The sequence below is a fragment of the Clostridium kluyveri genome, assembly GCF_001902295.1.
GTDB classification, from domain to species: domain Bacteria; phylum Bacillota; class Clostridia; order Clostridiales; family Clostridiaceae; genus Clostridium_B; species Clostridium_B kluyveri_B.
Window position 1 is genome coordinate 1,333,260 of record NZ_CP018335.1, and the last position, 20,148, is coordinate 1,353,407.

A 20,148-nucleotide genomic window follows, 5' to 3' on the forward strand; every position below is an offset into this window, starting at 1 on the left:
AGAATATGAGGGGGAAAATAATGGAGAATCATCTACTGCTTTTTTTAAAAGATCTTTTTTATTTAAAGTATCTTCCATCACTTGGGAATAACGCCAGCTTCAGTTTGATTTTTTTATTTGGAATATTAACTTCAATTCACTGCATTGGCATGTGTGGGGGGATTGTTCTTACGCAATGTATAAATAAAAATGAAACTAAAACAGTTGGTAAAGAACTTGGTAAAAGTACATTTCTACCTATTACAATCTACAATATTGGCAGAGTGATATCCTATACTATTATTGGAGGTATAGTCGGCGGGATTGGACAGGTACTCACCCTATCAGGCGTTTTTAAAGGGATTATTCCAATCATAGGTGGAGTATTTATGATTATTATGGCTATAAATCTTCTTGGTATTTTTCCTGTATTAAGACACTTAAATATTTCAATGCCTAAATTTGTTGCAAAGAGAATTATGGGAAAAAATAGCAGTACAAGTCCTTTGATTGTAGGATTATTAACGGGTTTAATGCCCTGTGGACCTTTGCAGATGATACAACTTTATGCTCTTAGCACCAGAAGTGCCATCTATGGAGCAGTTTCTGCCTTTATATTTACATTAGGTACTATTCCAGGTATATTTGCATTTGGTACATTTAGTGCAATAATCAATAAGAAGTTTTCAAGATATATTTTAAAGTTCAGTGCTGCTTTAGTAATTATTCTTGGTATTGTAATGATTGGGAGAGGTCTTGCACTTACAGGTGTTGTATTTCCATCATTTTTAGATTCTAACAATAAGACAGGTGGCTATGAAGTCTCTGTTGTCCATGGAAATATACAGACAGTGACTACGAGTATTGGACAGGATTATTTTCCGCCAATTCAAGTTGCAAAAGGAATTAAAGTTAGATGGACTATAAAGGTTGATAAGTCGGTTTATTCTGATTGTAATAATGCAATACAAATACCTGTTTATAATATAGAAAAGAAATTTGTTGTAGGAAACAATATAGTAGAATTTATGCCAGATAAAGAAGGAGAGTTCATTTATACTTGCTGGATGGGCATGATTAAAAGCAAAATCAAAGTTGTATCAAGGGAAGAATTGAGACAAGCGTCTAATTCTAGTAGTTTAACTAGGTCAATAAAACAAGTGGCTAATTCAAGTACTCAAACTTCAAAAAATACATCACAAAAGGAGAATTCATCTAAAGTATCAAACATAAAGGATAATACTGCTGGCAATTCAAATAATGAGTTGTCGGAAAACAATTTAAAAACCGGCCAATCAAAATCAGAAGATTCTAATACTGTGCCAGCACAGGTACAAACACCAGCACCGGCACAAACTACAACGGTTACTTTAACAGGCTTTATTCAAGATGAAGATTGTTTTGTTCAGTACGTAGATTCAGATACTGGTAAAGCAAAACAAGATCCGGGTAATGACACAAAAGATTGTTTATCAATGCAGGCTTGTGCAAACAGTGGATATGGAATAACAGTACTTCAAAGTAATGGAACTTATAAATTCTATTACTTTGACGGAAAATTTGCGATTGGAAAGGGAGAAAGTTTTATACTAGGGACTGGTACCCAGGCGTTAGCATGGGAATTAATTAATAAGACAAATAAACAAGATCATATTGCTGTTACTGTTACAGGGACTTTAAATGGAGATACAAGAACCAATACAAATACTGCTTTTCCTGCCAATGTAGATGGAAAATATTATCCGGTTATAACTGTATCACAATTGTACGAGAATTAAAGTACTTGAGAATCAAGTGATTGGTTAGTTATTTCTAAATATCTAATTTTTAGCAGTAAGGAGATTTTTATAAAAATTCCTTACTGCTTTTAAAATATGTCTACAATAATACATAATATGTATTTAAAGAGTATTTGCAATTTTATTTAATTCTTCAGAGGATGAGGCTATTTCCTCTATACTGGCTGTAATTTCTTCTGTAGCAGCAGCTTGTTCTTGACTGGCAGATAAAGAAATTTGACTTTTCTTATTTGATTCATCTACTCTTTCTTTTATATTATCTGTTAATTTTGTAATCTTAGGTATGGTATCCTTAGATTGTTCAGATAATCTTCTTATTTCTGCAGCTACAACTCCAAATCCCTTACCAAATTCTCCTGCTCTTGCTGCTTCTATTGAAGCATTTAAACCCAGCATTTTAGTTTCATCTGCAATTTCCTTTATAAATTCAGATACCTTATTAATTTCTTCTAATAAGGCAGTTATTTCATTAATAGTAGTACTAAGATTTTGTTGGTTAGCATGTATTTCAGAAGCGGAAGCTGCTAATTCCTGAATGGTAGATGATATTCCAGTAAGGCTGTTTTCCAGATTAGCAGACATGTTACGTAGGGTTACAGCAATTTCCTTTGGAGTAGTGACACTAAAGGCCCCTACAATTTCATTGGTATCTTCGTCAAATAAGGGGTAGGCTGATAATCTTACAGGAACTCCATACTCTAAGGTACTTATTTCTTGTGATTCAGGTTTTTTAGACTGTATTACTTTACTTTCAATATGATTTTTATCAAGGGCAACTCCTTCTTTTAAAAAAGGTATATCAAATTTTTGGGAAGATTGAGTACTTATAATCTTATTTAAGTCTGCTATTCTAAGTTGAACACCTTCAGAAAACATTTCAGATAACATCGGTGCAAAGTCAGGAAATGCCTTTAGTACAGAGTGTACTTTGGGTATTGCAAAAGAAAAGGCGCCTATGGCATTATTTTCTTCATCAATAATTGGAATTGAGGATATGTGTAATCTAGTGCCGTAAACAGAACGGGGTATATTCTGAGATAGAATTCTTTTTTCACGGATAGAAAGCATGCTTGTACTATTTTTATCCAGTTTAAGTCCAACATAAAACACATTAATATCAAGAGAATCAGATTTTTTTACCCAGGTCATTGTATCTCCTTCTATAATTCCATACACAATACCTCCAGGTATTAAATTTGCTTCTATTTCGGCCAAGGCTTTTAGGTCAGATAATGATTTCATGGAAATCATGACAACAACTCCTTTTTAAGTTATATTTTTACTGCAGTCTATATATTTATATAAATATTTAACTCAATAATAATTCGTATTTGAATTTTAAAACTTTAGCTATTTATTTTAAATTATTTTTACTAATATTATATTTTATTGATTAATTGTTTAGAATTAACACTATAGTTAAATATAAGTATTAATAAAAACCTTTTTCTTTAAATAAAGTTAGTCTGCTGAATAATTAAATATGTAATTTATTACTTAAAATTTATATGATAGCATTGGGAGCTTTAAAGATTCCACGGATATTTCCTAACTAAATTTAATTAAAACAAAACAAATATTTTGTATTATTATGGTAGTATATTTTAAATTTAATTAAACTTAATGATAATATTTATATAATAATTATATGGTATAAGATAAAAAAGACTATATTTAAACTTAAATTACAAATATATTATGAAATGTTTGCATGTTTTTACAAAATGTATTATAATAAAATAGGACAAAATATTTGTTTTGTTCTATTTTGCTGTATTATTTTATTTGATTATCCACTCCAAATTTTTGATGGAGCATTTTGTAGGAAAGGGATATTTAAATAATAATTCTTCAGCCAGAAAATCTATTATTTACACACAAACAAAGTTTTAGATAAATTTAGCCTGTTGAATAGTTAAACATATAATAAGTGTTTTAGCTTACTGTTATTCAACAAGCTAATAATATTTTATAGAAAAGGTTATTTTTATTATCTGTTAAACTTCATTTTATTGATATTGAACTCACCGCTTATTTCATCCTGCTCATATTCTATATGTGATATTTCCAGGTCATTATTAGATATCTTATAGTTTGAGGAAACGCATCCTGAGTTGTTATATATATTTCTAAATCGCTTTAATTGTTTATTAGATTTTAAATTCATATTATATTCTCCTCCAAGCTTGATTTACAATATTTACATTTGAATATCCATTTATATTACCCTCTCCCATGTTATGAATTGCTCCGTCAAAAATGTAGCCATAACTCATATCAGCTGTTTCAATAATTCCTGAACATACAGAAAATTTACCTAAGGAATCTGCTGTTTCTTCAGGAGAGAACGGAATATTAAAAGAAAAGTCTTTTTCGTAAGTTTCATAAAGACTCCATAATTTTTTTTCTAACTCATCGGAACAATTTTCTATAGGAAGTTTAATTATGTTTTTGGCTTCCCGCCTTGTTATCATATAGCTGTGCGATTGGAGTTTTTCTGTTAAAATATTTACAATTTCATTTATCTTATATTCATCCTGATAATTCATATGCATAAGAAGCAGTTCTTTTGCAACAGTTCTTATTAGTGCATGACTTCTGAATATACTTCCAACAGCTAAAGGATGAATATGTTCTGTTAAGTTAGTAAAGACTTTAATTAAAGTTTCATCAGTTTTAAGACCTATTACATCTTTGGCAATAGAAAAGAAAGAATATACATCCTCCACATTAATAGGGAGCTTCATATTATTGGCATCTTCAGGATTAAAAACGCTGGTTATGTTAGGATCTACAGGACTTAGTTCCCCCATCTTAGTCATGATTATTTCAGAGGCACCAAGGCATATTAAAGTACCTGCACTATAAGCTTTATAGGGCACTAATACTGAAAATTTGCTGCAGTATTCGTATATGAGTTCAACTAAACGGAGAGATGTCAGTACATCTCCTCCTTTAGTAAAAATAAAAAGATCTATTTTATCTGTTTTTCCTGAATGCTCAAGAAGTTTGTGAAAAATTGGAATAATATCCGGGGCTACCCTTATGTTGACATTTTGTCTGTCACCGCAGAAGTAGCATATTACTTTGGAATTACGTTCTTCTGATATATCTTTAATTAATTTATATCTAGTTTCATTCATTTTAATCACATCCCAAAATTGAAAATTGAAATTTAGTTAAGATTATTGTTTGAATTTGGTCTTATATATATTCAGATTAATGGAGTTTTATTTTTAAATATTTTAAAAAATTTTTTGAATAATTTTTCCTTTAATATACAATAATAAGTACTGTAAAAAATAAAAAATTAGGAGGTACATTATTATGCAAATTAATACTAATAATTTAGAACAGCAGGGAACTAATATACAACAGTTGAGGTTTGTTCCAATATCTTCAAATGTTTCATGCATGGGTACTACTGTTAACTATGGAATTGGTACACATTCAGGAGCGGGGATAAATGCTTTTTCCAATAATTCTCAGCCTATGACTGGTTGGGCTATTAGCCCACAGGTGGGGTATGTCAATGCTTCTCAAATTACTAATACTACACCTTGCATTTCAGCATCTCAATTTGGTCAAATGGGAAGTGGAACTTTTAACGGCATAACTTATAACACTCAAATTCCTATGGGAAGAAACCTTATGATTCAGCCTACTGTAGATATTTCAGAAACATCCAGTGACATTATGGTATCTGCTTATGTATCGAATTCTGCAATAAATGATTTAAAACTTAATGTTACTGACGATTCATTAACAATATCAGGTACTTTATTAAATGGCTCCAATCAATTTGTATTAAACAGAACAATTCCACTTTCAACAAGTGTAAGGGCAGAAGCTGTGGAAGCTACGCTGCAAAGTGGAGTTGTTGAAATAAGATTGCCAAAGACGGAAAAATTTAATAGAGCATCCCATACATTAGGGAAAGATACTGGAAATGTAATGATAAGTAAATAATATTACTACTATAATTAAATCACTTTCACATTGAAGAAAAGGGTACCCTTGAACTGCTGACAAGATATGTTTGTCAGCAGTTTTTTACATAGGTAAAGACCGCTGGATAGAATGTTTAAATAAATATTTTTTACAGATTAGGGGAAATATATTTATTATATAGATTGGGGTGATATAAATGGATAATAAAGAATATAACATAAATCACAACATTGAAAATATAAAGAATTTATTAGGAGAACAAACTGAAGTGGTAGTAAGAAACTTACTTATAGGAAAAAACAATTGTATAGAAGCTGCCATTATTTATTTAAACGGTCTTATAAATAAAGATGTTATAGATAGAGATATATTAAATCCATTAATGTTACATGTGAAAGAAGACTTTGCAGGAAAAAAGGATATAGAAGACTATATACAAAAAAGATATATTGCTGCCAGTGATTCTTGCATTGAAAGAGATATAAGTAATGTTATAAACAGTGTTAAAAGGGGAAAAACTGTGCTAATAATTCAAAACTGCTGTAATTTTATCATAATAAATACTGCAGGAGGAAATTATAGAGCTATATCTGAACCGGAAAATGACCTTTCCTTAAGAGGGCCAAGAGAGGGTTTTGTGGAGAATTTAGAAACCAATATAAGTATATTACGGAGGAGAATAAAAGACAGAAATTTAACTACAGAGAAATTTACATTGGGAAGAAGATCTCAAACAGATTTAGTAATTATGTATATAGATGATGTAGTAGATAAAGAGTTCCTTAAAAGGATGAAAGATAAAATAAGTAAAATAGATGTAGACTTTATTCCAGCAAATAGTATCATTGAACAGTGTATAGAAGAACATCCTTATAGTGTTTTGCCTCAGACCAGTGGTTCTGAAAGACCTGATGTAATAGAAGCAGGCTTGATGGAAGGGAAAATAGCTTTTTTACTAGAGGGTACACCTTATGTTACAACTTATCCGTCCATATTTATAGAATTTTTTCAGACTGCAGAGGATTATTATGGAAGGACATTACAGGCATGGTTTATAAGATTTGTGAGAATTATAGCTGTATTTATAGTGATATCTGTTCCTGGAATATATATAACATTAATTAAATTTAATCCAGAACTTATTCCTGTTGAATATATTAAGTCTCTTATAGAAGCAAGGCAGGGTATAGTGTTAACTCCTTTTATGTCCTTGCTGGTTATGCAGTTAACTATAGAATTTTTGAGAGAGGGTGGACTGAGGATGCCGGGGAAAATAGGCCAGACAATCAGTGTAGTAGGAGGTATTATAATCGGAGATGCTGCAATTCAGTCAAAGGTTATAAGTTCACCTACTTTGCTTGTGGCGGGAATTACTACAGTGGCCTCTTTTGTAATATCTAATTATCAAATGTCTATTGGTATAAGAGCTTTGACGTATCCCATGCTTATATTGGCAAATTGGCTTGGAGTACTTGGCATAGTTATAGGATGGTTTTCTATATTGGCTTATCTTTGCTGCTTGGAGAATTTTGGAGTACCATACATGGTATTCCAAAAGAGTGACATGAAAGATATATTTATAAGGGCGCCCATATGGAAGATGAATAGAAGACCTAAAGCCATCCCAAATAATGATTCCACCAGACAAAGCAACTTTGGGAATGAGAAAAATGTATAAGTCAAAAGATGTATTCTTAACCCCCAGTCAATTTACATTTACATTAAAATCAGCTATGGTAGGCATTGAAATTATGTATATACCTAATAGTATTATAAAATTTGCAAGACAAGACAGTTGGATCAGTTGTATATTGGGAGCAGTATATCCTTTGTATATATTGCTCATAGCAAACTATTTATGTAAAAGATCTTATAATGAGGATATATTAGTATTAAGCAAAAAATGCTTTGGAAATATTTTAGGCAGTATTTTAAATTTTATTTTTATATCTTACTTTTTATTCATGCTTACATCAGAGTTTTCAGGATACATTCAGGTATTTAAAGTATATGCTACCGGATTTTTGCAGAACTATCAGATGCTATTTACTACATTGATTCCTGTAACCTATATTGTTTATAACGGCATAAAACCATTAGGTAGGTTAAATGAGGTGGGTTTTTACTTAACCATAACTTTGCTTGTTATTCCCATAGGGATATTAGCTTATGGAACTTTTTTAAACTTAATGCCTGTATTTGATAATAGTATAGGTAATATATTAAAAGGATCTATACAGACAGTTTTTCCTTTTTCAGGTATGGAAGTTATACTGTTTATTTATCCTTTTTTAAAAGATAAGAAGAATTTGTTGAAATGTGGTTTAAAAGCAATTGTTATTGTAACATTTATTTATACATGGACAGTTTCTGCAACTATTTACTATTTAGGTATTGAAATTTCCCCTAAATACTTATGGCCTGTTCTGACATTGGCTGACAGTGTACATATTCCCATTGTAAATAGCTTTAGATTTGTATTTATAGCCCTGTGGTCTTTAGTACAATTTAAATGTATGGCTACTTATTATTTTTCAATTTCTTATAGTTTAAATCAATCTATAAAAAAGATATCCCCTCAGACATTTACACTGCTGTTATATCCTTTAATAATTATTATAACTAGTTTATATGGAAATCCTACAACAAGAAAAATTTACACAGATAGAATAACCAATGTATATGCAGCATTTAATATTATATATATTTCTACAATAGCAATTTTAATTCATTTTAAAAAGGATAAGGAAGTAGAAAAAGCTTAAGTGTAGAATTACAAAAACTCCTCATATACATTTTTATTTGTATTGGGGAGCTTTTATATTATTGGATTATTTAATTCCTGCTAAATTTTTGTGATCTATTGCTTGAGGTGGTTGTTCATATAGTTTTTTACTTATCATCATATCTAAAATATCTTTGGTATATTTTATAAGTTCCTCTGTGAATTCAATGTAAATATTTTGTAAGTCATTTCTCTTGGCATCTGATAGGGCTATTCCTATACTGCCCATTTTGGTGGAACACATTATCAATATTTTGTTCATTATTAATTTTTCTGAAAAAGGTGAAACTGTAGAATCAGTTATATACATATCAGAAGAAGATGGCACAGGAATATCTTCTTTTTCTAATAAAGAATTTAAGATATCATTTTGTTTAGAAGCTAATTCTTTCCCTCTTAATATATACTCAGAAATTTTTTTGTCTTTATAGACTTGAGCAAAGGCTGTAAAAAGAGTTTTTCTTATTATAGTTCCAAGAGCCATAGAAAAAATATGGGTTATTTCACTAGTAAGTAGGGGTCTCTTTTTTCCAAACCAGTTTAACATGAATTGCTCACTTTTCACATATTGAATACTTTTAGGCACTTCCACATGAGGTGTTCTTATAAAAATGCCTTTTGATAATTTTAATTCTGTAGATTTATTATAGAGATCAACATAGTCTAAAATACATTTTGAAAAATAATCTCTAATGTCATTACGAGCTATTTCATTTAAAGTTGAGGTATAATTTTGCATACCAATTTTTGATACATAAGATAAATACTGTACATAAAAACTATCTGTGAATAAGCGTGGAGCATTTATATTGACATCTTTTTCATTAAAACCATCTGGTATAGGTAATTGTTCTCCAGTAAATATGTCGGATAATATTTTGATACGGCTGTTACATAGCTCTAAAGTTTGTTGTAAAAGTTTTTTTATTTCAACATCTTCAACTGAGTTTAAAAAATACTGAAATTTACATACCAATAAACTCTCAGCCATGTAGGAATTCCAGATTCCTGTTATTTCCGATGAAACTAAGGGTATTTGTGTAATATTTGACATAATTATAACCTCCTAAATATAAATATTTTTTGTTAAAGTAAAATTATATTGTTAAATGTTCACATAGCAATTTTAAAAATATTAAATACATCTTCTGCAGTTGCCTGCCTAGGATTTGTAAATATAGCTATATCTTTTACTGCATTATTTGAAAGAAATTCTAAATCTTCTTCTTTTACTCCTAAATCTTTTAAATTTATGGGAACATCCAGCTCTTTAGATAAAGTTTGAATTTTATTCTTAATCTTGCAGAGAGCTTCATGTCGATTTAATGCGTTTTCTCCCATAGCGCTGCACAGCGTAAGAATCCTTTCCTCAGGTATGGAGGGAGAATTAAATTCAATTACATGGGGTAAAAGTACTGTATTACATATTCCATGAATTTGTTGATAAAAACCACCTATTTGATGAGTCATGGCATGAACAAGCCCTAACCCTGCATTGTTAAATGCCAGTCCTGCCATTATATTGGCATACATCATCTGTTCTCTGGCCTCTAAATCATTTCCGTTATCGCGAGCTCTTTTTATATAGGTGAATACTAGTCTTAAAGCATCTATGGCTAAGGCATCTGTGGCAGGAAAGGCTTCAGTAGAAATAAAGGATTCTATGGCATGGGTAGCCGCATCCATTCCTGAACTAACAGTTACATCAGGAGGCATAGAGGGCATAAAAGTAGGATCGTTTACAGATATTATAGGCATCATTTTAGGATCACCTATATCTATCTTTAACTTTCTGCTTTCATCCGTTAAAATTGCAAAGTTTGATATTTCCGATGCAGAGCCAGAAGTAGTATTAATTGCTATGAGTGGCAGACAGGGTTTTGTCATTTTTTTATATCCCTCATAATCTGCTATTGATCCTCCGTTAGTTGCCACTATTGCTATACCTTTGGCACAATCATGACAAGTACCGCCACCTATGGATATGATAAAGTGGTAACTTCTCTTTAATGGATTCAAACTTTTTTTGAAATATGTTAAACCGTCTTCTATAAATGAAATTGTAGAATTGGGATGTAATATACCATCAAATATGTCATAAGAAATAAATAAATGTTTCAATATCTTTTCAACCATTTCCACGTAACCAAGACTTATTATGTTTTTATCCGTAACGATTAGAGCCTTACTTAGTTTATGTGGCATTAAATAGTTTGGTAAATTTTTTAGTGCACCTGTACCAATAAGATTAATTGATGGACATAAAAAATTATGAGTATTTTCCAAGATTTATCCCTCCCATACTCAAGCTTATTAAATGGATAGACAATTATATTTAAATATCTTAAAATAAAATATAAAATGAATTTTATTCTAAGTCTCAAATTACTTGATACCCCAGCTTCTATGAAGTGGGGAATAATTTTTTAGGTTCCAATGGTGAAAATATTTTTTGTGATGAAACTCTATCTAAGATTCTGGATCACTTGATAAATTTAATATGTGTATAGTATGTACTATAGTTAATATAATTATTCCAAGAGGATTGTGTAAATAAATATTTAAGTATAAAGTGTATATGGTATACTAGGGTAAAAAAGCATTTTAACATTATGGATACTATAAATTTAATAAAAATGAAAGGAAATGAATATGATTAAGATATTAGTATTGGCTGAAAAACCGTCTGTAGGAAGAGATTTAGCAAAGGTACTTCATTGTAACAAAAAAAACCCAGGCTATATAGAAGGAGATAAATATGTTGTAACTTGGGCATTAGGTCATTTGGTAACTTTAGCAGATCCTGAAGATTATGATGAAAGATATAAGAACTGGGTATTAGAAGATCTGCCAATGCTTCCTGATAAATTAAAACTTGTAGTTATAAAACAAAGCGGCAAGCAATTTAATATAGTAAAATCTCAGATGAATAGAAAAGATATAGGAGAGATAATAATTGCCACAGATTCAGGAAGAGAAGGAGAATTGGTAGCCAGATGGATAATAGAGAAAGCTAGAGTTAAAAAAACAGTTAAAAGATTGTGGATATCTTCTCAAACAGATAAAGCCATAAAAGAGGGATTTGCAAATTTAAAAAATTCTTCAAAGTATGATAATTTGTATAAAGCTGCCAGATGTAGAGCAGAAGCGGATTGGGTGGTTGGATTGAATATTACACGTGCCCTAACTTGTAAATATAATGCACAGCTCACAGCAGGCAGGGTTCAATCAGCAACACTTGCTATGATAGTTAATCGTGAAGAGGAGATAAAAAATTTTAAGGCTAAAGATTATTTCGTGATTAATGCAAAGACAAAGAAATTTACATTGATGTGGAAGGATAAAAATAATAATAGTAATATTTATGAAGAAAATAGGGTAAATAAAATTTTAGCCATTACTAAAGGAAAAGCAGCCAATATAATTGATGTTAGAGAGAGCTATAAAAAACAGTATGCGCCTGCACTTTATGATTTGACAGAATTACAAAGGGATGCCAATAGAATTTTTGGATATTCCGCTAAGCATACACTTTCTATAATGCAGAGATTATATGAAAATTATAAAATTTTAACTTATCCTAGGACAGATTCTAGATATATTTCTACGGACATAGTGGACACGTTGAAAGAACGCTTAAAAGCAATTTCTGTAGGCAGTTACAAAATATATGCAAGTGAGTTATTAAAAACCAAGATAAATGCACATAAAGGTTTCGTGGATAACAGTAAGGTAAGTGATCACCATGCTATAATTCCCACGGAAGGGATATTAACACTGTCACTTTTAAGCAGCGAAGAAAAAAATATTTATGATTTGGTAGTAAAAAGGTTTTTGGCTGTTATGTTACCTCCTTTTGAATATGTGCAAACTAGTATAATTGCTGACATTAATGGAGAAAATTTTATAGCAAGAGGTAAAGTTGTAAAGTCAAAAGGGTGGAAAAAGGTATATGACATTGGAAATCAGGTAATTGAAGATGATGAAAATGAAAATCAAATATTACCTGAGTTGAAAAAAGGTGATAGTATAGATATAATATCAATTGAATCCAGTAGATTAAAGACTAAGCCTCCGGCAAGATTTAACGAGGGAACTTTATTGTCAGCTATGGAAAAACCACAAAAATATATATCTATAGACAAACTATATGCAAAAACTCTTGGTGAAACCGGAGGGATAGGAACGGTGGCTACAAGGGCTGATATTATAGAGAAACTCTTTAACATGTTTTATGTAGAGAAAAATGGTAAAGATATAATTCCAACTTCAAAGGGAAAACAACTTATAGAATTAGTACCAGAAGATCTTAAATCTCCTCTTTTAACGGCGCAGTGGGAAATGGACTTAGAACTTATTAGTAAGGGAAAAAAGGATCCTGAAGTTTTTATAAGAAAGATGAGGGAATATGCCGGAACATTAGTGGAAGATGTTAAGGAAAGCAGTAACAAATTTAAACATGATAATATTACAGGAAAAAAATGTCCTGTCTGTGGAAAGTATATGCTTGAAGTTAAAGGCAAACAGGGAAGAATGTTAGTATGTCAGGATAGGGAGTGTGGTCATAGAGAGAATTTAGCCAGATTGACCAATGCCAGGTGCCCCGAGTGTCATAAAAAGCTTGAACTTAAGGGAGAAGGAGAAAAACGAATTTATGTATGTTCACACTGCAGCTTTAGGGAAAAATTTTCTTCATTTAATAAAAGATTTAAAGAAAATGAGGGTAAGCTAAATAAAAAAGAAGTGTCAAAATATATGAAAAAAATGAATGGAGAAAATAAGGCCAATATAAATTCATCATTAGCCGAAGCATTAGCTAATATAAAGTTCAAGTAAACATTTAAATTTGAAAAATTATAAGCAAGAGGTGTTACTTATGAAAAATTTTGTTTTTAAAAATGCTACAGAAATAATTTTCGGTAAGAACTCTGAAAGATTTATAGGTAGTAAGGTAAAAAAATATGCGGATAAAATACTATTCTGTTATGGAGGAGGAAGTATAAAAAAATCTGGACTTTATGACAAAGTAGTTGACTCATTAAAAGAAAATGAAGTAGAGTTTATAGAACTTTCAGGCATTAAACCTAACCCAAGATTAGAGCCAGTTAGAGAAGGAATAAAATTGTGCAGGGAAAATAATATAAAATTTGTGTTATCTGTAGGGGGAGGAAGTGCAGCAGATACGGCGAAAGCCATTGCAGTAGGAGTACCTTATGAGGGAGACGTATGGGATTTTTTTATAGGAAAAGCAAAGGTTAAAGAAGCTCTTCATATAGGAGTAATAATAACACTTCCTGCTACAGGGACAGAATCCAGTAATAATTCTGTTATTATGAATGAAGAAGGATGGTTTAAAAAGGGTATTGCTACAGGATATATTAGACCGACCTTCTCAATTATGAATCCAGAACTTACATTTACATTACCTGCCTACCAAACTGCTTGTGGTGCTGCTGATATTATGGCACATATAATGGAGAGATATTTTACTAATATAAAAAATGTAGATCTTACAGATAGACTTTGTGAAGCTGCAATGAAAACTATTATAAATAATGTTGAAATAGTACTTAAAGACCCTGAAAATTATGATGCCAGAGCAGAAATCATGTGGACTGGTACCATAGCTCATAATGACCTATTAAGTACTGGTAGAATAGGGGATTGGGCTTCTCATGAAATTGAACATGAATTAAGTGGACAGAATGATATTGCCCATGGAGCAGGTCTTGCCATTGTATTTCCAGCATGGATGAAATATGTGTATACACATGATATTAACAAATTTGTTCAGTTTGCTGTAAGGGTATGGAATGTAGAGTTAGCTTACACTTCTTATGAAGATATAGCATTGGAAGGTATAAAGAGAACAAGAGAATTCTTCCAGAAAATTGGATTGCCTGTAACATTAAAAGAAGGAAATATAGATGAGAGTAAAATCGAAGAAATGGCAGATAAGTGTACAAATAATGGAACACAAACAGTTGGACAGTTTGTAAAGTTAAATAAAGAGGATGTTGTAAATATACTAAATTTAGCCAAATAGTATATAGTAAAAATATAAAAGCACAAAAACTAAATATAAATTTCTTAGTTTTTGTGCTTCATAGTTGATTATACTTTACTATAACTACTTACCTTGAATTTATAAGGTGACAGATGTTCATTTTTAAAGAATACTTTGCTAAAATAAGCAGCATCTACATAGCCTACCTCTAAAGCTATTTGTGTTATGGATTTATCTGTATTTATCAATAACTTTTTTGCTTTTTCAAGTCTCAATTTTGTAATATATTGGGTAAATGTAATACCCATTTTTTGCTTGAAATATCTGCTTAAATATTGAGGGTTCAAATGAACATAATTAGCTACTGAATTAAGATTTATCTTGCGGTTAAAATTACTATCTATATATTTTAAAATAATTTTTATAGTATCTTCATATATATTTTTGGAATTTATATCAGTCATTTTTAAGTTGTCATGTTTTTCTGTAGTCTCTATAGATTGTATAACTTTGTTTAGAGCAATTTTTAAGTCATTGGTTCTTACAGGTTTTATCATATAGTTAACCACACCGTATTTTATAGCTTCCTGGGCATAATCAAATTTTTCATAAGCTGTTAAAATAATGGTTTTTACGTTGGGTAGAAATTGTATTATTTCCTTCTGGGCTTCCAGACCATTTTTCTCCGGCATCTTTATATCCATGAGAATTATATCCGGCTTGTAGATTTTTGCATTAAGTACCACCTCATGTCCATTTTTGCAATCTTTCTTTATATCAATATTATAAAAATCTCTCTGTAAGATTATTCTTAAAGCTTTTCTCTCTAAAGGTTCATCATCTGCTATAAGAAGTTTATACATAGTTAATTTTCCTCCTTAACTACTTAAAGTATGGTGCGAATATTTGAAATTTACTATATTCTGCAATTATCTAAGGTGCCATAATTCTAGGAAGATGTATGTCCACTTTTGTACCCCAGTTAGGTTTACTTTTTATTTTTAGACCATAGTTATTTCCAAAGTAATTACATAGTCTATCATTAGTATTCCTTATACCTATTCCAAATTGTTCTGGTATATTATCTGAATTATTAAGTAAATTCAGTATGCTGGAATTAATTCCCTTGCCATTATCAAATACTTCAATTATAATATCTTTTGAAGGTGTTAAACTGCCTTTAATAGAAACTTCACCCCCCTCTAACTTCTCTTCTAAACCATGTATCAATGCATTTTCTACTATAGGTTGGATAGTCATAGAGGGAATTCTACACTCAAGAATTTTTTCATCTACCTCAATATGGTATTTAATTCTATCACTGTATCTTAAAGCCTGAATATATAAATATCTTTCTATATATTCCATTTCAGTTTTTAATTTAGGAAATTCTTCGGAATTTCGCAGACTATATCTTAAAATATCAGAAAGAGTATATATCAAATCTTCTGTTTTAGGAGCATTTTCTATTAAAGCTATTCTAGCTATGGTATTTAAAGTATTAAATAAAAAGTGAGGGTTAGTTTGGGCTTGTATAGTTTGTAATTTCATCTTTTTAGCTTGCTGCTCCAATTTTATTTTTTCTTCACTTTCTTTTAACAGCTTTTTCTGAGTTATTTTATGCATTCCAATTTCTGCTATATAATTTGCAAGAAAATTATAAAACTCCACACAGTTATGAAGGTAATCGCTTTCAACTAGCTGAATAGAGTTAGTTACTTCTTCTAGTTTTTTTATAGGTATTTTATAATCTTTGGATAGTTTTTTTAAATTAATGGAATCTTTTGTCTGCTGATCCTTTATTAACACTTGTCCACCTAAAACTGCACCTAAATAATAATCATCTACAATAATAGGGGTTGCTGAATCCATAAGACCAGTATGGCATGTATATACTTTAGGATTTTTATCTTTCATAGCTAAAAACCCAGCTTGAGAATGACACAATTTGCAATTTTTATTCCCTTCTGGAAAAGAACCCATAAGGGAACAAAAAGGAGTAAAATTGGTTTCTTTACAGACAGGAATACCATTAGTATCTACTATAATTGTAGGAAATTTGACTAACTTTGTCAATCTATTCTGTATTTCCTGTATATTTTCTACATCAATAATATCTTTTAAATCAATGCTTTGTAATGAACTCATCTTATGCTTTTTCCCTCCTACATTTTTAGTGTTGTATATATTCCAAAATTTTGGTATAATTAATTTGTCACAAATTAATTATTTGGTTTGATATTTACTTTTTTATATCAAAAAAATACAATAATTATATATATATATAATACAAAAGTCAGTCGAATTTGTCAAAAATTTTTTATGGATTTAGTAATAAAATTTAGACAAAATAAAAAATAAAACTAACTAATAAAAAAATAAAAATTATGGAGGTACTATTTTATGGGACAGGAAGCATTAGGAATGATCGAAACAAAAGGACTAGTGGGAGCTATTGAAGCTGCTGACTCAATGGTAAAGGCAGCAAATGTTGCACTTATCGGATATGAGAAAATAGGTTCAGGACTTGTAACCGTTATGGTAAGAGGAGACGTAGGAGCAGTAAAGGCTGCAACAGATGCAGGAGCTGCTTCAGCTAAAAGAGTAGGAGAAGTTATATCAGTACACGTTATTCCAAGACCTCACACAGATGTAGAAAAAATATTGCCTAACATTGGCTAATTAAGGCTTTAATGAGGGGAGTTATGTATGAATAATGAGTTAATCGAAAAGGTTTTAGGTGAAGTTAGAAAGAGTTTAGATTTGAAAAATTTTGACCAGGAAAAGTTAAATAAGGTTGTAGAATCAACTACTGAAAAGTTGGCAGATTCAAAAAAAGAAGAAGTTATAAAAGAAGCTAAACCTGATACAAAAGTGCCAGAAGAAAGTAAACAAACAGCAGATGATGTAAAAAAAGTTCCATCAATGACAGAGTTTGTAGGAACAGCTTCAGGGGATACAGTAGGCCTGGTTATAGCTAATGTAGACAGCCTGTTGCATAAGCATCTAGGCTTAGATAATACATGCCGTTCAATAGGTATAATAAGTGCCAGAGTAGGGGCACCTGCTCAAATGATGGCTGCAGATGATGCAGTTAAAGCTACAAATACAGAAGTGGCAACTATTGAACTGCCAAGAGATACAAAAGGCGGAGCAGGACATGGTATATTTATTGTTTTGAAAGCGGCAGATGTATCTGATGCTAGAAGGGCAGTAGAAGTTGCACTTAAAAACACAGATAAATATATGGGAAATGTTTATCTGTGTGATGCTGGTCATCTGGAAGTTCAATACACTGCAAGGGCAAGTTTAATATTTGAAAAGGCTTTTGGAGCTCCATCAGGGCAGGCCTTTGGTATTATGCATGCAGCTCCAGCAGGGGTTGGAATGATAGTGGCAGATACAGCATTAAAAACAGCTGATGTAGAACTAATTACTTATGGCAGTCCTACTAATGGCGTACTGTCATATACAAATGAAATTCTCATCACTATAAGTGGGGATTCAGGTGCTGTCTTGCAATCTTTAACTGCTGCTAGAAAAGCTGGATTGTCCATTTTAAGATCAATGGGACAAGATCCTGTTTCTATGTCTAAACCTACTTTTTAAAAGCCACATAAATTTGTAGATGAAATATCTTTGGCATAGTGAATTACCAGTGCGTGTAAAAGGTGTTTTGTGTGTTCTTTTTTAAAGAGGGTTTGTTAAAAGTGCTTGAAATTAATTATGTGTTTCAGCATTGGTTAAAGATGTGGAATCAACAATTGGCCCTGTAAAAGTTGCAAATAAAGAGATATAAAACAGGAGAAGACAGTAGATAAGGTAAAAGTAACTATAGCTGAAGAAATAGATGATTCTGAAGGAATTGAAGTTAACGACCTAGAAAAAATATTTTGTTAATTTTGAAAAACTCCCCAGATTTTTTAAAATAATAATTTGACTAAATTATTAAAATCAAACAGAAAAATACAGTTGCAACTTGAACACAATTGATTTAATATTAATTATATTGTATTTAACAGTGAAGTCCATATAAAGGATTACACCAGAATATTTTTAATACGAACTAAATTTAAAATAGATATTCGAAAGGGAGAATGAAAATGGAGATAATGGATAAGGACTTACAGTCAATACAGGAAGTAAGAACTCTTATAGCAAAAGCAAAGAAAGCTCAAGCAGAATTTAAGAATTTTTCTCAGGAAGCTGTAAACAAGGTAATAGAAAAAATAGCTAAAGCTACAGAAGTTGAAGCTGTAAAACTTGCAAAATTGGCATATGAAGATACAGGATATGGAAAATGGGAAGATAAAGTAATAAAGAATAAGTTTTCAAGTATAGTAGTTTATAACTATATTAAAGATTTGAAAACGGTTGGAATATTAAAAGAAGACAAAGAAAAGAAATTAATAGATATAGCTGTTCCACTTGGAGTTATTGCAGGACTTATACCTTCAACTAACCCAACTTCAACAGCAATATTCAAGGTATTAATAGCATTAAAGGCAGGAAATGCAATAGTATTCTCACCACATCCAACAGCAGTAAGAAGTATTACAGAAACTGTAAAGATAATGCAGAAAGCTGCAGTAGAAGCAGGAGCACCAGATGGATTAATCCAATGTATGTCAATATTAACAGTAGAAGGTACTGCTGAATTAATGAAGAATAAGGATACAGCACTTATCCTTGCAACAGGTGGAGAAGGAATGGTAAGAGCAGCTTACAGTTCAGGAACACCAGCAATAGGCGTTGGACCTGGAAACGGCCCATGTTTTATCGAAAGAACAGCAGATATTCCAACAGCAGTAAGAAAAGTAATAGGCAGTGATACTTTTGATAATGGAGTAATATGTGCTTCAGAACAATCAATAATAGCAGAGACAGTAAAGAAAGCAGAGATAATTGAAGAATTCAAGAGACAAAAGGGATATTTCTTAAATGCAGAAGAATCAGAAAAGATAGGCAAGATTTTATTAAGAGCTAATGGAACACCAAACCCAGCAATAGTAGGAAAAGATGTTCAAGCATTAGCAAAATTAGCAGGAATAAGCATACCAAGCGATGCAGTAATATTACTTTCAGAGCAGACAGATGTAAGTCCAAAGAACCCTTATGCAAAAGAAAAATTAGCTCCAGTACTTGCATTCTTTACAGTAGAAGACTGGCATGAAGCATGCGAAAAATCCTTAGCACTTCTTCATAACCAAGGAAGTGGACATACATTAATAATTCACTCACAGAATGAAGAAATCATAAGAGAATTCGCATTGAAGAAACCAGTATCAAGAATACTTGTAAATTCACCAGGATCACTTGGAGGAATAGGTGGAACTACAAATCTTGTACCATCACTTACATTAGGCTGTGGAGCAGTAGGTGGAAGTGCAACTTCAGACAACGTAGGACCAGAAAACTTATTCAATATAAGAAAAGTAGCTTATGGAACTATGACAGTAGAAGAAGTAAGAGAAGCTTTTGGAGTAGCAGCAGGTTCATCAAGTGCACCAGCAGAACCAGAAGACAATGAAGATGTACAGGCTATAGTAAAAGCTATAATGGCTAAATTAAATCTTTAATATATAAGAATATTTATTATGGGGTTATAGATAAGAAAGTACTGGCAC

At 31.1% G+C, this 20,148-nt stretch carries 16 protein-coding genes; 9 read left to right on the forward strand and 7 right to left on the reverse strand.

What is annotated here, in order from left to right; all coding sequences use genetic code 11:
• Positions 1 to 20 precede the first annotated feature (20 nt).
• Positions 21 to 1,757: a sulfite exporter TauE/SafE family protein gene (locus BS101_RS06650; protein WP_073538109.1), complete on the forward strand. Its 1,737-nt coding sequence runs from the start codon at positions 21 to 23 to the stop codon at positions 1,755 to 1,757.
• A 123-nt stretch (positions 1,758 to 1,880) separates the two neighbouring features.
• Here the strand turns inward: BS101_RS06650 and BS101_RS06655 are convergent, their stop codons facing one another.
• The 3 genes from BS101_RS06655 to BS101_RS06660 all read right to left on the reverse strand — a co-directional run bounded on the left by BS101_RS06655 (position 1,881) and on the right by BS101_RS06660 (position 4,921).
• Entirely contained in the window at positions 1,881 to 3,029 is a 1,149-nt protein-coding gene (locus BS101_RS06655) for a methyl-accepting chemotaxis protein (RefSeq protein WP_073538110.1), read from the reverse strand.
• Positions 3,030 to 3,768: 739 nt separating this feature from the next.
• Positions 3,769 to 3,945, reverse strand: coding sequence for a hypothetical protein (locus BS101_RS22635; RefSeq protein WP_156876015.1), 177 nt, complete (start codon positions 3,943 to 3,945; stop codon positions 3,769 to 3,771).
• 1 nt (position 3,946) lies between these two features.
• Complete coding sequence (locus BS101_RS06660) at positions 3,947 to 4,921, reverse strand: SDH family Clp fold serine proteinase (protein WP_073538111.1); 975 nt, start codon at positions 4,919 to 4,921, stop codon at positions 3,947 to 3,949.
• A gap of 184 nt (positions 4,922 to 5,105) precedes the next feature.
• Here BS101_RS06660 and BS101_RS06665 point away from each other — a divergent pair, with 184 nt between their 5' ends.
• The 3 genes from BS101_RS06665 (at position 5,106) to BS101_RS06675 (ending at position 8,494) form a co-directional block, all read left to right on the forward strand.
• Positions 5,106 to 5,747 carry an Hsp20/alpha crystallin family protein gene (locus BS101_RS06665; protein WP_073538112.1) on the forward strand — a complete coding sequence of 214 codons (642 nt, stop codon included), beginning with the start codon at positions 5,106 to 5,108 and terminating at the stop codon, positions 5,745 to 5,747.
• A gap of 178 nt (positions 5,748 to 5,925) precedes the next feature.
• A complete protein-coding gene (locus BS101_RS06670) occupies positions 5,926 to 7,407 on the forward strand; it encodes a spore germination protein (protein WP_073538113.1) in 1,482 nt (493 codons plus the stop codon).
• The gene (locus BS101_RS06675) at positions 7,361 to 8,494 is read left to right on the forward strand and encodes a GerAB/ArcD/ProY family transporter (protein WP_242951414.1); all 1,134 of its coding nucleotides are present in this window, start codon (positions 7,361 to 7,363) and stop codon (positions 8,492 to 8,494) included. The genes BS101_RS06670 and BS101_RS06675 overlap by 47 nt, the downstream gene beginning before the upstream one ends.
• Positions 8,495 to 8,560: 66 nt before the next feature.
• On the opposite strand, the gene BS101_RS06680 is transcribed toward BS101_RS06675, so the two are convergent.
• Both BS101_RS06680 and BS101_RS06685 read right to left on the reverse strand, forming a co-directional pair.
• A complete protein-coding gene (locus BS101_RS06680; protein ID WP_073538115.1) occupies positions 8,561 to 9,568 on the reverse strand; it encodes a DUF3231 family protein in 1,008 nt (335 codons plus the stop codon).
• 59 nt (positions 9,569 to 9,627) lie between these two features.
• Positions 9,628 to 10,800 carry an iron-containing alcohol dehydrogenase gene (locus tag BS101_RS06685; protein WP_073538116.1) on the reverse strand — a complete coding sequence of 391 codons (1,173 nt, stop codon included), beginning with the start codon at positions 10,798 to 10,800 and terminating at the stop codon, positions 9,628 to 9,630.
• Positions 10,801 to 11,166: 366 nt separating this feature from the next.
• On the opposite strand from BS101_RS06685, the gene BS101_RS06690 reads away from it, so the two are divergent.
• The gene (locus BS101_RS06690; RefSeq protein WP_073538117.1) at positions 11,167 to 13,350 is read left to right on the forward strand and encodes a DNA topoisomerase III; all 2,184 of its coding nucleotides are present in this window, start codon (positions 11,167 to 11,169) and stop codon (positions 13,348 to 13,350) included.
• A gap of 40 nt (positions 13,351 to 13,390) precedes the next feature.
• Complete coding sequence (locus BS101_RS06695) at positions 13,391 to 14,560, forward strand: iron-containing alcohol dehydrogenase (protein ID WP_073538118.1); 1,170 nt, start codon at positions 13,391 to 13,393, stop codon at positions 14,558 to 14,560.
• 68 nt (positions 14,561 to 14,628) lie between these two features.
• Here BS101_RS06695 and BS101_RS06700 read toward each other — a convergent pair whose 3' ends face one another.
• Both BS101_RS06700 and BS101_RS06705 read right to left on the reverse strand, forming a co-directional pair.
• Positions 14,629 to 15,384 (reverse strand): response regulator transcription factor, encoded by a 756-nt coding sequence (locus BS101_RS06700; RefSeq protein ID WP_073538119.1) that lies wholly within the window; start codon positions 15,382 to 15,384, stop codon positions 14,629 to 14,631.
• 70 nt (positions 15,385 to 15,454) lie between these two features.
• Positions 15,455 to 16,669, reverse strand: a complete 1,215-nt coding sequence (locus tag BS101_RS06705) for a sensor histidine kinase (protein ID WP_073538120.1) — start codon at positions 16,667 to 16,669, stop codon at positions 15,455 to 15,457.
• A gap of 255 nt (positions 16,670 to 16,924) precedes the next feature.
• On the opposite strand from BS101_RS06705, the gene pduA reads away from it, so the two are divergent.
• From pduA to BS101_RS06720, 3 genes are all read left to right on the forward strand, one after another.
• Positions 16,925 to 17,203 (forward strand): propanediol utilization microcompartment protein PduA, encoded by a 279-nt coding sequence (pduA, locus tag BS101_RS06710; protein WP_012101449.1) that lies wholly within the window; start codon positions 16,925 to 16,927, stop codon positions 17,201 to 17,203.
• Between the two features lie 27 nt (positions 17,204 to 17,230).
• Positions 17,231 to 18,130 (forward strand): propanediol utilization microcompartment protein PduB, encoded by a 900-nt coding sequence (gene pduB / locus BS101_RS06715; RefSeq protein WP_073538121.1) that lies wholly within the window; start codon positions 17,231 to 17,233, stop codon positions 18,128 to 18,130.
• Between the two features lie 494 nt (positions 18,131 to 18,624).
• Positions 18,625 to 20,100: an acetaldehyde dehydrogenase (acetylating) gene (locus BS101_RS06720; protein ID WP_073538122.1), complete on the forward strand. Its 1,476-nt coding sequence runs from the start codon at positions 18,625 to 18,627 to the stop codon at positions 20,098 to 20,100.
• Positions 20,101 to 20,148: the final 48 nt, after the last annotated feature.